The sequence below is a fragment of the Vitreimonas flagellata genome, assembly GCF_004634425.1.
GTDB lineage: Bacteria > Pseudomonadota > Alphaproteobacteria > Caulobacterales > Aquidulcibacteraceae > Vitreimonas > Vitreimonas flagellata.
On sequence record NZ_SBJL01000001.1, the window covers coordinates 367,536 to 381,130 of the forward strand.

Below are 13,595 nucleotides of genomic sequence, written 5' to 3' on the forward strand. Positions count from 1 at the left end.
GCGCCCCCTGCGCCTTCGCGCCGCCTTGCTGGCGCCGCGCGCCTCCGCCTAGGTCAGAGGATGGCAGAACCTGTCGAAACTCCGCGCCGCAATTTGACGGGCGCCGTCGTGCCGGCCGTGGCCGCAGCCGCGTTGGCGGCGGTGGGCACGATGCTGCTCGTCGGCCGCAATGGCGGGGAAAAGACGGCGGAATTGCCGGTGATCGAGAATTGCATTCTCGAAGGCGCGGACGCGGTCAACGGCCCGATCGAATTGGTGGATTCCAATGGCGCGACGGTCACGCAGGCCGATTTCGCCGGCGACCCGGCCATCCTCTATTTTGGCTTCACGCACTGCCCGGATATTTGCCCGACCAGCATGTACACGCTGGCGGCGGCGCTGGCCGAGCCGAACGGTTATGACGTGCAACCCGTGCTGATCAGCCTCGATCCCGAGCGCGATACGCCTGAAGTGATGGGCGCCTACACACAAACTGATGGTTTCCCGCAGGGTTTGGTCGGTTTGACAGGCACGCGCGCTCAGGTGGACGCGGCGAAGCGCTCATTCCACGTCTATAGCGCCCGCGCGCCAATCGAGGGCGCGCCAGACGACGTCTATAACGTCGACCATTCCTCGTTCCTGTACGTGCTGGACGGCGAGTGGCGGACCCGCGCGGTGGTCAACACCGTCCGTGCGACGCCCGAGCAGGTGGCCCAATGCATCGCGGCAGGGCTCGACCGGCCGATCGACCCCGCCTGATCTGGGTTGATTATGTGAAGCGGGCCGGGTGAAAGCGCTTGGTCGGCCCCAAATCCAACATTACTCGTTTGACAGATGTAATGGCCGCTATGACGTTTGGCCTGTTGCGGTGCAACAAACAGGCGTCTTAGCTTGTTGGAAACGGGGACGGGCGCAGGGTTCCATCTTGGAATTGCTGCGGCGCGGCACGAAAGGGCGACATGCTCTATTCGCTTTATGAACTCGGCCACCTCTCGGTGGCGCCCTGGCGCATCGCCGCCATGATGCAATCGAGCATGCTCCGCTCGCCGCTCAATCCGGCCTCGGAGCTGGAAGTGGCCAAGACGGCCGCGGCGGCGTCCGATCTCTTTGAATCTGTCACGCGTCGCTATCGCAAGCCGGATTGGCTGCTGCCGACAACGAGCGTGAATTCGGTTGAAGTCGCGGTGACGCCGACGCCGGTCTGGTCCTCGCCCTGGTGCAACATGGTGCACTTCGCGCGCGACGGCGAAGCGTTGGAACGCGCGCGCGGCAAGCGCACCGATCCGACCGTGCTGATCGTGGCGCCGATGTCAGGCCATTACGCGACCTTGCTGCGCAGCACGGTGGAAGCGTTCCTGCCAGAGCATGAAGTGTACATCACCGATTGGATCGACGCGCGCATGGTGCCGTTGATGATGGGGCGCTTCGATCTCAACGATTACATCGATCACGTCATCTCGATGCTGCGTGAGCTTGGGCCGGATACGCACGTTGTGGCGGTGTGTCAGCCGGGGCCGCTCGTCCTCGCCGCTGTCTCGATCATGGCGCAGCAAGACGATCCGTGTTCGCCGGCGACGATAACGATCATGGGCTCGCCGATCGATGCGCGCAAATCGCCGACCGAGCCGAACAAGCTCGCCGAAAAGCGCGACATCGCTTGGTTCAAGCAAAACATGATCCACACCGTGCCGCCGCTTTATCCGGGTGCGTTCCGCCGCGTATATCCAGGCTTCGTGCAGCTCGCGAGCTTCATGGGCATGAACATGCAGCGCCACGTTGATGCGCATTACGCCTATTACCAAAACCTGGTGAAGGGCGACGGCGACGACGCGCGCAAGCACCGCGAGTTCTACGACGAATATCTCGCCGTGATGGATCTCAGCGAAGAATTCTACATCCAAACGCTGGTCGAGATTTTCCAAGAATATCGCTTGCCGCTTGGCCTCATGGAACATCGCGGCGTGAAGGTTGATCCAGGCGCGATCACTAAGACCGCGCTGCTGACGGTTGAAGGCGAGAAGGACGACATTTCCGGCATCGGCCAAACGCAGGCCGCGCACGACATCTGCGTGAACATTCCCGAAGCCATGCGCCGCGACTACATCCAGCCGGGCGTGGGCCATTATGGCGTGTTCAGCGGCCGTCGTTTCCAAACCGAAATCTATCCGCGCATGCGTGAGTTCATCCGCAATTTCCAAACGCCAGCGTCGCGCAGCGGCGACAGGCGCGCGAAATTGAAGGTCGGGGCCGACTAAATCGTCTTGCTCACAGCAAGCTCACAGCCTGCAGCGCTTTAGTGGAATCGCAGGGCGTGAGACTCTTTGCGCATGCGCTTCGATTCGCGTGCACCTGACCCGACTCAAACCGAGATCGAAACGATCGACGGCCGCCGTTTGCCGGTGAAGCTGATCGTGAACCCGCGCGCACGCCATGTGTCGGTGCGCATTGATCCCACGCGCCGCGAAGCCATCGCAACGGCGCCGTCGAAGCGGCATTTGAAGCACGCTGCGCAATTCGCAGCCGAGCGCGCAGGTTGGATTGCGCACGAGCTCTCGCGTTTGCCGCAAGGCATTCAGCTGGCGCCGGGCGCGCTTGTGCCATTGCGCGGCATCGATCATGAGCTGGTCTATGAACATGGCCGCGCAGCGCCGCGTATTGAGAACGGCAAGCTGATCGCACCGGCGCCGGATGCAGCGTTGTTTGAATCGCGTTTGCTGCGTTTCTTCAAGGATCAAGCGCGCGCAGATCTCGTGGCGCGCGTTGCGGCGCATGCCGAAACTTTGGGCGTTAAGCCGAGCCGTTTGCAGGTGAAGGAGCTGCGGTCGCGCTGGGGTTCATGCTCAAGCGACGGCGTGCTCTCCTTCTCCTGGCGCGTGATCTGCGCGCCGGAATTCGTGCTGGATTATCTGGCTGCGCACGAAGTCGCGCATCTGCGCGAGATGAACCATTCACGCCGTTTCTGGGCCCACGTGCGCAAGTGCATGCCGGACTACGAACGCGGCCGGGAATGGCTCCACGAGCACGGCTGCGCGCTCCACGCCATCGGCCACGCGCGCTAGTCCTTCGCGGGCGCCAACATACGGCGAAGCACACCGTCGCGATCAATGAACGCGTGTTTCAGCGCGCCAAGTACGTGCAGCACGATCAAGCCGAAGAGCATCCAGCGACCAATCGCGTGCGCCACCTCCGCGCCTTCGTGCACAGCCTCATTTTCGGCGGCGAAGGGCGTTGGGATCGTGAACAAGTCGAACACATTGATGTCGCGTCCGCCGGACCAGACCGCGAGCGGGCCTGAGATAAATTGAATGAGGATCGCGAGCAGCAGAAGCTTGTGTGTTGCAGTGGAGATGAAGCTCAGCGCAGGCGTCTGCGGCACTGGCGTGGGCTGGCGCTGCGCGAAATGCAGCGCGATGCGCGCAAAAATGATCAGCGCTACGCTGGCGCCAAAAGCGATGTGGAAGCCCATCAGCGCACGGCGCGCTTCGCGATCGCCCATTTCGCCGGCATTGTCGGCGGCGAAGCCGCTCCAGAACATCGCGACGATGGCGACCAGCGCCAGCCAATGCAGCGCGATCGAAAGCCAACCGTACCCGCGCTCTGTGTTTGTCCACTGCATGAAAGTCTCCGCGCTACTGCACGCGCGGCTTAGCAAGCGTTGTGCGCGAAGGTTTGTCTAGACGTTACGCGTGGACGTATTGCAGCGCGCAATGTTTGAATGACTCGCAAGCGCAAGTCGCAACGTGCGCCTCAGCCTTCCGGGCCGAAATCGAGCGAGCGATCTTCGGTGTCCGGGGGCGCTTCCAGCGGCCCGCCGAGCACGGCGCCGACCGGCGCGCCGACGACAGCCACACCTTCTTCAACGGGTGCTGCAACGCCGAGGTCGTAATCCTCTTCGGTTGGCATTTCGAGCGGACGCGCGGGCGTGTTGCGCAGCGCGACCGGCATGAAGCGCGCCCAGATATCCGCCGGCAGCGAGCCGCCGGTGACACGCGCGGTGGTGGTGAAATTGTCGTTGCCGACCCAGACGCCGCCGACCATGCCGGGCGTGTAGCCGATGAACCAAGCGTCGCGATAATCGTTGCCGGTGCCGGTTTTGCCGCCGATCTGGCGTCCGCTCATGCGCGCGCGCGTGCCAGTGCCGCCTTCGACGACACGGCTCATCATCTGGTTCATGTACCGGAACGGGCGCTCCTCGATGACCCGACCGCGATGTTGCGGGCGGAAACTCCACATTGTCTCATCGCTGCTGGCGCGACGAATGCGTGTGACGCCGTGCGCCTCGACGCGATTGCCGTCCGCCGCCATCGCGCCATAGGCGCTGACCATTTCAAGCATGGTCATTTCCTGCGCGCCGAGCGCCAGCGAGTGATAATTCGCAAGCGGCGACGTCACGCCCAGACGGCGCGCGACGTCGATCACCTTGTCGCCGCCAACTTCGTTGGCAATGCGAATGGCGACCATGTTGAACGAGTTCGCGTAGGCGCTGGTGAGCGTCACCGGGCCGTGGAATTCGTTGGTGTAATTGCCCGGCGTCCAATCCGGCTGGCCTTCGATGCGGATCGTGATCGGCGCGTCATCGCGCACGCTCCACGGCGTCAAACCGTTTTCCATCGCCGCGAGGTAGATGAAATATTTGAATGACGAGCCCGGTTGGCGCCGCGCTTGGGTGGCGCGGTTGAACTGACTTTGGTCGTAGTCGCGCCCGCCGACCATGACGCGCACGCCGCCATTGTCATCGAGCACGAGAGCGGCGGCTTGGCTGACGCGGCGGTCCTCCCCTTGCTCGGCGAGCACGAGTTCCACAGCTTCGGCGGCCGCGCGTTGGGCGGCGATATCGATCGTGGTCTCGATGATGAAGTCGTCGCGCTCGTTGCCGATCACTTGGTTCAGAAGCGGGTCTATCCAGTCGCGATAATAGGAGAGCACGCCCGCCGGATTGCGCCGGCTGATGACGAGTTCTTCCTGCAAAGCCGCATCACGTTCGGCTGCGCTGATGAAGCCCAAGGCCACCATTTCGTTGAGCACAACGGAGGCCCGTTCACGCGCGGCGGCAATGTCCTGGCGCGCCGGGTTGAGACGCGACGGCGCTTTCACGAGACCCGCAATCATTGCTGATTGCAGCAATGTGAGTTCGCGCGCTGGGCGGTCGAAATAGCGCTCCGCCGCGGCTTCGATGCCGTAGGCGCCGGCGCCGAAATAGACGCGGCTCAAATAGAGCGCGAGGATTTCGTCCTTCGAGAACCGGCTTTCCAGCCAGAACGCGAGCATGATTTCCTGCGCTTTGCGCCGCCACGACCGCTCGTTCGTGAGGAAGAGATTCTTCGCAAGCTGCTGTGTGATCGTGGAGCCGCCTTGCACGACCCGACCCGCGCGTATGTTCTCCGCGCCCGCGCGCATCATGCCGCCGAAATCGACGCCGAGGTGATTGTAGAATTTGCGGTCTTCGATCGCGATGAAAGCCTGCGCCACGTAGGGCGGCAGCGTTTCGAGTTCGACGGGCGGCGCGTTTTGCGCGCCTTCGCGCAAGATCACGTGGCCATTGATGTCGACGAACGTAATGGATTGGCCTTGGCGCGCTTCCCAGAGATCGTCCGTGGAGGGCAAGCCCCACGTGATGAACAAGAAGAACGCGATGATGAAGGCCACACCGCCGGCCGCGATCCAGCCGCCCCAAACAGCGGCTTCGCGCACGCTCTTCGGCCGCTTGATGCCGCGGATGCGATTCCACATCTCGCCGGCGAAGGCGCGCGCGGCGCCCGAATATTTGACGTACCGCGGCTCCGCGAAGGCGCGGAAGCGACCCCAATATTGTTCGGCCTTTGATGTGAGCTTCTGCAACAAAGTTGGGGGCGTTTCGTCTTCAGGCTCCGGCTCGTCGGGATCGCCGGCTGCGCGGAAATAATTGGGCGGCAGGGCGCCTGCGGGTGGCGTCGGCGCCGGTGGCGGCGGCTCGATCGCGGGCGGCGCTTCAGGCTCCGGCTCGCTGATCGCCTCGGCAGCGTAGAGCGGCGCTGGCGGCTCCGCGGGCGGCGTCTCGATCGCCTCGATCAGGGGTTCCGGTTCTGGCTCCGGTTCCGGTGAAGCATCAACGGGCGGCGGCTCGACCACTTCATCGGCGGTGTAGATCGGAGCAGGCGGCTCGATCGGCGGCGGGGCGACCGCGTCTGGCTCCGGCGCCTCGACAGGCGTTAGTTCTTCAATGTCATCAGCCGCATAGATCGGCGCGGGCGGCACAACCGGGGGCGTCGTGACCGTTTCGATCACCGGTACAGGTTGGGCCTCTGGTTCGGGCGCCGGCGCGGCCTCGGTCGACCGTTCCGTCTCAGGGTCCGCATCCTGCTCAACAGGGGGCTCGGCCACGAACAGCGCCTCATCCGGCGGCAACGGCTCAGCAGACGCAGGTTCACTCTCGCCTACTTGGCGAGTTTCCGGAATGTCGTCCTCCGGCTTGTTTGGATCGTTCTCGTCAGCCACCCCGGCTTACCTCCGCGCCAACCTGCTAGCGCGATTCTAGCGACGCCCGCCCTCTAGCGGACAATGCAGGCGCCGCGCTCGTTAACGAAACGCAAGACAGCCGGGGAAAGGTTCCCGCCGCAATCCGGACATTTTTGTGAAGCCGCCGCTCGTTTCGCAAGCGCGCAGATGTCCGGTTTTCCTTGCTCGTACAGGTGGGCGTGGCCATATAAACGCAGTGACGCGGCATTCCCCGCGCCAAGGAGGTTATTTATGAGCGACTACCACTCGCAAACGCAGTCGATCCCGACTGGGCGCGCGGATATGGCGGTCGACGCCGGCCTGCGGTCATTCATGCTGGGCGTCTATAACAAGATGGCGCTGGGTTTGGCGCTGTCGGCTGGCTTGGCCTATGCGGCCGCCACCGTGCCCGTGCTGTCGAACTTCTTCTTCAACACGCCGATGCTCTACGTCGTGATGTTCGGCCCGCTGGCGCTGATCTTCATCTCGATGTTCGCGATGCGCAATCCGTCGCCGACGGGCGCGAACCTGCTTTATTGGTCGATTGTCTCGCTGATCGGTATCGGTCTTGGCGCCACGGTGATGATGTACGCCGCACGTCCGGACGGCATGATGCTGATCGTGAAGGCGTTCCTCGTCACGTCGGCGACGTTCGGCGGCCTGAGCCTCTGGGGCTACACCACGAAGAAGGATCTCTCGGGTTGGGGCACGTTCCTGATCATGGGCGTCTGGGGCATGGTCCTCGCCGGCCTCGTCAACGTCGGCTTCGCCATGTTCACCGGCGCGCCGATCGAAGGCTTCTCGATCATCTTCAGCGTGATCGGCGTGCTGTTGTTCTCGGCGATCACCGCCTGGGAAACGCAACAGCTGAAGTACATGTACTATAACATCGCGGGCGACATGCGCGCGATGTCGGTGGCCACCACGCTTGGTGCGCTCAACCTCTACATCACCTTCATCAACCTGTTCCGCTTCTTCCTGACGCTGCTCTCGCCGCGCGACTAAGCGCACCGAGTACAGGACAAAGCATTACGCCCCGGCTCTGCGGCCGGGGCGTATTTCTTTTGCGGCTTTGCAACTGCTAGTCGCCAATGACACGCATACGCTTGGGCTCCAGTACAGCGAGCACCTGATCCAAATCGTGGCCGCGACGCAGCACGCGCCCATCCATCGCGCGCACGCTGTACTCGCCCTGTTTGCGGGCGTTCTCGGGGCATTTTTCGATCTGATAGAGCGGCGCCTCGCTGGTGCGCCGATAGACGCTGAAGAGGGCGCGATCGGCTAAAGCATCCATCGCGTAATCGCGCCATTCGCCGGCGGCGACCATGCGACCATAGAAACGAAGCAGGCGGTCGAGTTCGCGACGTTCGAAGAAAATCGTGCGTCCGCTCATGCGTTTTACTTCTCCACAGGATGCAAACATCCTGCGCACAGGAAAGCCCATGATAGGCAATATTACAAATCTCGCAGGTCGGCTTTTGGCCTGATTTTCTGCTTGCTCTCGCCCCATCCCGAAGCGAACTTAGATGCGTGGCCGGTCGGAGAAAGGCTCGTGCCGGGGGAATCCATCAGCCCCCCCAGCCCCCCTCCGGTACGCGCTTCGGCCGGCCACACTTTGATAAAGCCCGCGCGTGTCGCGGGCTTTGTCATGTCTGGGCTAGAAAATTCCCCGTAATTCAATTGTTTTGCGGCGTCACGTGATCTGAAGCGCACGCATGCTTCGGCACAATTTCAGAGCCTAGCTGCACGATCGCGCGCTCTGGAACCGCGTTTACAGAACCGCAACCGACATCGGAATTAGTGCGCAGCGATTCGCCGAAAACCAGCACTTCTGTGGATAAGAAGCGGTGGTGTTTTCGCCAAAACAGCCCTAAGAGCGGCGCTCGTTTCTTGACGGGGATTTCTATCCACATGCTGCTGCAGGTCGATGGTCTGCGGAAGACGTTTGGCCGCCGCGTGGCCGTGGACGGCATCGGCTTTTCGATCGATGTCGGCGAGATTGTTGGCTTCCTGGGCCCGAACGGCGCAGGCAAGACGACGACCATGCGGATGATCGCGGGCTATCTTGAGCCCGACGAGGGCACGGCCAAAGTCTTCAACATTGATGTCACGCAAGAGCGCCGCCGCGCGCAGGAGCGCGTGGGATATTTGCCGGAAGGCGCGCCGCTCTATGGCGAGATGACGCCGTGGTCATTTTTGCGCTTCGTCGCCGAGACACGCGGCATGTCGCGCGAGGCCGCACGCCATGCCGTGCGCCGCGCAGCACAGGATGCGCGCTTGGGCGATTCCATCGATCGCCCGATCGATACGCTCTCCAAGGGCTACCGCCGCCGTGTGGGCTTTGCAGCGGCGTTGCTGCACGATCCAATGCTGCTGATCTTGGATGAGCCGACCGATGGTCTCGATCCCAACCAGCGCCACGCCGTGCGCGATCTGATCAAAAAGCTTGGCGAAGAACGCGGCCTGATCATTTCCACGCACTCGTTGGAAGAGGTGGAAGCGGTCTGCACGCGCGCCATCGTCATCGATCAGGGACGCATCATCGCAGACAAAACGCCAGCAGCGCTCATCGATGAGCATGGCACGCTGGAACGCGCATTCGCGGCGCTAACGCGCGGGGAGGAGCGCAATTGAAGAAGCGTCCTGGTCTGGCCAGCACGCTCGCGATCTATCGCCGCGAGCTGCTCTCTTATGTGACGACGCCCACAGCCTATGTGTTCGTCGCCGTCTTTCTGTTCTCGATTGGCCTGTTCACGTTCCAAGTGGGCGGTCTGTTTGAAACGCGGCGCGCCGATCTTTCGGCGTTCTTCGCGTTTCATCCGTGGATTTTCATGGTGTTTCTGCCCGCCGTTTCGATGCGGCTTTGGGCTGAGGAATCGCGCTCCGGCGCTATCGAATTGCTGATGACGCTGCCCGCGCCGACATGGTCGTTGGTGGTGGGCAAATTCCTCGCGGCATGGACGGTGGCGGCCGCGGCGCTGCTGATGACGCTGCCGCTCTGGATCACCATCAATATTCTCGGCTCACCCGATAACGCAGCGATCTTCACGGCTTATCTCGCCAGCCTGATGATGGCCGGCGCTTATCTCGCCATCGGGTCGATGATGTCGGCGCTGACGCCGGCGCAGATCGTGGCTTTCGTGCTTTCGGTGTTGGTGTCGTTCCTGCTGACAGCACTGGGCTTGCCGCTGGTGCTCGACTTCTTCTCTGGCATTGTCGGTGGCGGTGTGGCCGAAGTCCTCGCGCGCTTCTCGATCATGCACCATTTCGACGCCGCCCAACGCGGCGTCGTTGAGTTCCGCTCCGTTTTTTATTTCGTGTCGCTGATTGCGTTGTGCCTTGGGTACACAATGCTCGCGGTTGATGCTCGGCGGGGAGGCTAAAGCATGAGCGCCCGTCGTTACGCCATTTTCGCAGCACTCGCGCTGTTCATCGCGTTCGTTTCGGCGAACGTGATCGCCAATTCGTGGTTTCGCGCCTGGCGGCTCGACCTCACAGAGGGTCAGCTTTATTCGCTGAGTGAAGGGACGCGCCGCACGCTCGATGATTTGAGCGAGCCGGTGGAGCTGAAGCTCTATTATTCGCGCGACGCGGCCGCTGTGTCACCGCAGCTGCAGGCCTACGCCGCGCGCGTGCGCGAAATGCTGCAGACTTTCCAAGCGCGCTCGCACGGCCGCGTGCGTTTCGTGGAAGTGAATGTAGAGCCGTTCACCGAGCAGGAAGACCAAGCGGTTGAACTCGGCATCGAGCCGTACCGCCCGTTCCAAGGCGCGGACCCGATCTATTTCGGCCTGACTGGCGCCAATGCGATCGACGACCAGCGCATCATTCCGCTGTTCGACCCGCAACGCGAAGCGTTCCTCGAGTATGAAATCACGCGTCTCATCTACGAGTTGGAAAATCCGAACCCGGTGCGCGTGGCTTTGATCACGTCGCTGCCGATCGATCCGGCCTCGGCCGTCAATCCGATGGCGCGCAGCCAAAATCTGTTCGCGACCGAGATGGGCCGCTTGCTCGACGTCACGACCTTGGCGCCGGACTTCAGCGAGATTCCGGACGTGGATGTGCTTGCGATCATCCATCCGGGCCAACTCAGCCCGCAACAACTCTACGCCATCGATCAATTCGTGCTCCTGAAGGGCCGTGCGTTTGTCGCGCTCGATCCTGCGCAATTCATGTTCGGTTCAGAAACCGGCTTTGATCCGTTCAATCCGGTCGCGCCCGTGCCGCCAGCGTCGAACCTCGATCCGTTGCTTGCGCAATGGGGTGTCGCCATGGCGCCGAGTGTGGTGGCCGATTTCGAGCGCGGCTTGGAAATGCCGACGCCTGATCCGACCACCGGCCAAGTCGTCGGCGTGCGTCAGCCGCTCTTCTTCACGGTACCGGCCGAAGATGACGCGCTGAACCGCGAAGATCTGATGACCGCGTGGTTGTCGCGCGGCGTGAATTTCGGCTTGGCGGGCGGCCTCACCTATTCGGAGCGCCCCGGTATTCAAGTCGAGCCGCTCGCGCGCACCAGCGGCGCGACGATGCGTATGCCGGCTGCCGAAGCGTTGATGCGTCCATCGCCGTTCGACGTGATGCGCATGTGGAATCAGGGCTCCGGCCGCATTGAGAACATCGCGCTGCGCGTGACCGGTGATTTTGAGACGGCGTTCCCGAATGGAGCGCCGGCTGCAACGACCGCGCCGCTCGCCGAAGGCGAAACCGCGCCGCCGCCGCCGCCGCCAACGAGCGCGCCACTGACGCGCTCAGCAACGCCCGCCGAGATCGTGATCGTGGCCGACGTCGATTTCCTCGCCAACGATTTCTACGTCGATCCGAACAACCAGCTCACAGCGGCCGACAACGCCTCGTTCGTGTTGAATGCGATCGACGTGCTGGGCGGCTCGGATGCGCTCGTGTCGCTGCGCTCGCGTGCAGCTTCCGTGCGACGCATGGACATGGTCGACGATATGGAAGCGGACGCATTGCGACGCATTCAGCGTCGCCAGGAAGAACTCCAAGGCGAATTGCAGGAGACGGAAGCGCGGTTGGCCGAGCTGCAAGAACGCGGGCGTGGCTCGGGCTTCTTTGCCGGCAATCTCGGCGCGGAGCTGACGCCGGAAGAGAATATCGAGATCGAGCGCTTCCGTGCGCGCGCGCTCGAAGTGCGCGGCGAACTGCGTAGCGTCGAGCGTGATCTGCGCAGCGACATCGATCGCGTGCAGGCGCTCGTGGTGTTCATCAATGTTTGGCTGGCGCCGCTCTTGGTGGCGGGGGCTGGCCTCTTCTTGTTCTGGCGCCGTCAGCGGCGCGGGAGTGCGCGGCGATGACGTCTGAGCTTGCCGAGCGTCGCAAAGGCCGCACGCTCACCTTGTTTCTGGCCGCTGGCGCGCTTGCATTGATCGCGGCGGTGACGGTGGGCATCGAGATGCGCGCATCGAGCCCAAACGCGGCGACCGGGCCCGTGGTGCCGGGGCTTGAGGAGTCCATCTCCGACGCGCAACGCATCAGCATTGTCAGCCGCGAAGCGACCTATCGCATCGAGCGCACGCAGCGCGGTTGGGCCATGCGTGATCGCGACGATTATCCGGTGCTGCCCGCGCGTCTGGCACAATTGACGGACGGGCTTGAGGGCCTCCGCTACACGCGCCGCATGACGAGCGACGCTTCCAAACATGAGCGCCTCGGCGTCACCGATCCGCGCCAAGGCGGACGGGGCATTCTCGTGCAGATCGAAGATGGCCGCGGCGCGCTGCTGGTGAACCTCATTCTCGGTGTCGAGACCACTGGCCTCTACGTGCGCCAGCCGGACAACGATCAGACCTGGGCCGCGGAGGGCGATCTGCCGCCGTTGCGCGATGTCGCGGCTTGGATGGCGCTACAGCCGCTCAACGTGCCGGCCGAGCGCTTCGCCCGCGTTGAAATCATGCCGAGCGAAGGCCGCGCCTATATCGTGGCGCGCGACGCCGCCGATCAGCCGTGGCGGATCGCTGCGCCCGCGTTGGCGGGTGTGCCGCAAATGGTTGAAGGCGTCGCTATCCATCTCACGCAACTCACACCGAATGACGTGCGCACCGCACCCGCAATCCAAGGCGCGCCGCGCGCACGCGTGCGTGCGCGTACGTTTGATGGTGTGATCATCGACGCGGAGCTGATCGAGAGTGATGGCCGCACCTGGGTGAAGATGGTGGCGCGCGCCGAAACGCCAGAGCAGGAGCCGGCCGCACTCGCGATCAACAACGAAAGTGCTGCCTGGGCATATGCCTTGACGAATGAGGATGCAGCAGCTTTGGCCCCGCCACTGACAGCAATCGTGCCGCAACCTGCGCCGCCGCCGCCGCGCGCGCCTCAGCCGCCGCTCTAGCGGGCGACGAAGGCCGCAGCCAAGATCTGGCCGCCATAGCGCTCCTGCACGATCACCGCGCAATGCGGTGAACACCCGCTGCGCTCGAACCAGGCGGACGCGCCATTCCAATGCGCCAGCCGATCGATGCGGTTGACGAGATTGTAGTGTGTCACCGTGCGGTTGATGTTCATGCCGCTCGTAATGCGCACGCTGATGGGGCCTGGGTCGTAAGCGACCATCCAGATATCTGCTTCTGGCGCATTCTGGCGCGCGCCCGCAGTGATGCGCACGCGGCCATTGCGCAGACGCATGATCGACACATCGGGCGCGGTCGCGGGGAGGCCGGCAGTGCGGCGCTCTTCGAATGTGTCGCGCGCGTCGTCCCAATCAGAGGCGCTGATCTGGCGCACGCCGTTGAAGACGAGTTGCGGCGTGAAACGGCCGCGCACGCGCAAGGCGTTGGAATAGTCGCGCTGGCGATCGCTGAATTGCGGCTGCGCGAACGTATCGGGCCAGCCCAGATAATCCCAGATGCCGACAGGGAAGGTGAGCGCCAGTACGCCTTCCTCGCGCGAGAACCCGCCGAGCAAGCGGTTCGCGCGGGGGCATTGCGTGCAGCCCTGTGCGGTGAAGAGTTCAACCACGGCGGTCGCGCGTTGGCCCTGCGTCTGGGCGTGCGCGCTCGTCATGGTCGCCGCCAAGCCGATCAGCACGGCGGCCAGGAAGCGGGCGATCATGCCGGACAGCATGAACGGCCCGCCCCTTTGGTTCTAGTCACAGCGGCGTGACGGAGCGGCCCGAAGGCGCTTCG

12 protein-coding genes are annotated in these 13,595 nt (G+C 63.3%); 8 read left to right on the forward strand and 4 right to left on the reverse strand.

Annotated elements, in window-relative coordinates; translation table 11 throughout:
* The first annotated feature begins 60 nt into the window (after positions 1-60).
* The 3 genes from EPJ54_RS01855 (at position 61) to EPJ54_RS01865 (ending at position 3,038) form a co-directional block, all read left to right on the forward strand.
* Positions 61-738 carry an SCO family protein gene (locus EPJ54_RS01855; protein ID WP_167755531.1) on the forward strand — a complete coding sequence of 226 codons (678 nt, stop codon included), beginning with the start codon at positions 61-63 and terminating at the stop codon, positions 736-738.
* 200 nt (positions 739-938) lie between these two features.
* Positions 939-2,234, forward strand: coding sequence for a polyhydroxyalkanoate depolymerase (locus EPJ54_RS01860; RefSeq protein ID WP_135209970.1), 1,296 nt, complete (start codon positions 939-941; stop codon positions 2,232-2,234).
* 72 nt (positions 2,235-2,306) lie between these two features.
* Entirely contained in the window at positions 2,307-3,038 is a 732-nt protein-coding gene (locus EPJ54_RS01865; protein WP_135209971.1) for a M48 family metallopeptidase, read from the forward strand.
* Here the strand turns inward: EPJ54_RS01865 and EPJ54_RS01870 are convergent.
* Complete coding sequence (locus EPJ54_RS01870; protein WP_135209972.1) at positions 3,035-3,595, reverse strand: cytochrome b; 561 nt, start codon at positions 3,593-3,595, stop codon at positions 3,035-3,037. The two genes, EPJ54_RS01865 and EPJ54_RS01870, sit on opposite strands and share 4 nt — an antisense overlap.
* Positions 3,596-3,726: 131 nt before the next feature.
* Positions 3,727-6,453 (reverse strand): transglycosylase domain-containing protein, encoded by a 2,727-nt coding sequence (locus EPJ54_RS01875; protein WP_135209973.1) that lies wholly within the window; start codon positions 6,451-6,453, stop codon positions 3,727-3,729.
* 252 nt (positions 6,454-6,705) lie between these two features.
* On the opposite strand from EPJ54_RS01875, the gene EPJ54_RS01880 reads away from it, so the two are divergent.
* A complete protein-coding gene (locus EPJ54_RS01880) occupies positions 6,706-7,458 on the forward strand; it encodes a Bax inhibitor-1/YccA family protein (protein ID WP_135209974.1) in 753 nt (250 codons plus the stop codon).
* A gap of 76 nt (positions 7,459-7,534) precedes the next feature.
* Here EPJ54_RS01880 and EPJ54_RS01885 read toward each other — a convergent pair whose 3' ends face one another.
* Positions 7,535-7,846, reverse strand: coding sequence for a DUF2794 domain-containing protein (locus EPJ54_RS01885; RefSeq protein ID WP_239590718.1), 312 nt, complete (start codon positions 7,844-7,846; stop codon positions 7,535-7,537).
* A gap of 497 nt (positions 7,847-8,343) precedes the next feature.
* Here EPJ54_RS01885 and EPJ54_RS01890 point away from each other — a divergent pair, with 497 nt between their 5' ends.
* Genes EPJ54_RS01890 through EPJ54_RS01905 form a run of 4 tightly spaced genes read left to right on the forward strand, consistent with a single transcriptional unit; the run spans position 8,344 to position 12,802 of the window.
* Complete coding sequence (locus tag EPJ54_RS01890; protein ID WP_239590719.1) at positions 8,344-9,087, forward strand: ABC transporter ATP-binding protein; 744 nt, start codon at positions 8,344-8,346, stop codon at positions 9,085-9,087.
* Complete coding sequence (locus tag EPJ54_RS01895; RefSeq protein ID WP_239590720.1) at positions 9,084-9,836, forward strand: ABC transporter permease; 753 nt, start codon at positions 9,084-9,086, stop codon at positions 9,834-9,836. Before EPJ54_RS01890 ends, EPJ54_RS01895 begins: the two co-directional genes overlap by 4 nt.
* A 3-nt stretch (positions 9,837-9,839) precedes the next feature.
* Positions 9,840-11,768 carry a GldG family protein gene (locus tag EPJ54_RS01900; protein WP_135209975.1) on the forward strand — a complete coding sequence of 643 codons (1,929 nt, stop codon included), beginning with the start codon at positions 9,840-9,842 and terminating at the stop codon, positions 11,766-11,768.
* The gene (locus EPJ54_RS01905; RefSeq protein ID WP_135209976.1) at positions 11,765-12,802 is read left to right on the forward strand and encodes a DUF4340 domain-containing protein; all 1,038 of its coding nucleotides are present in this window, start codon (positions 11,765-11,767) and stop codon (positions 12,800-12,802) included. The genes EPJ54_RS01900 and EPJ54_RS01905 overlap by 4 nt, the downstream gene beginning before the upstream one ends.
* Here EPJ54_RS01905 and EPJ54_RS01910 read toward each other — a convergent pair.
* The gene (locus EPJ54_RS01910; RefSeq protein WP_135209977.1) at positions 12,799-13,533 is read right to left on the reverse strand and encodes a DUF1223 domain-containing protein; all 735 of its coding nucleotides are present in this window, start codon (positions 13,531-13,533) and stop codon (positions 12,799-12,801) included. The two genes, EPJ54_RS01905 and EPJ54_RS01910, sit on opposite strands and share 4 nt — an antisense overlap.
* Between the last annotated feature and the right edge of the window lie 62 nt (positions 13,534-13,595).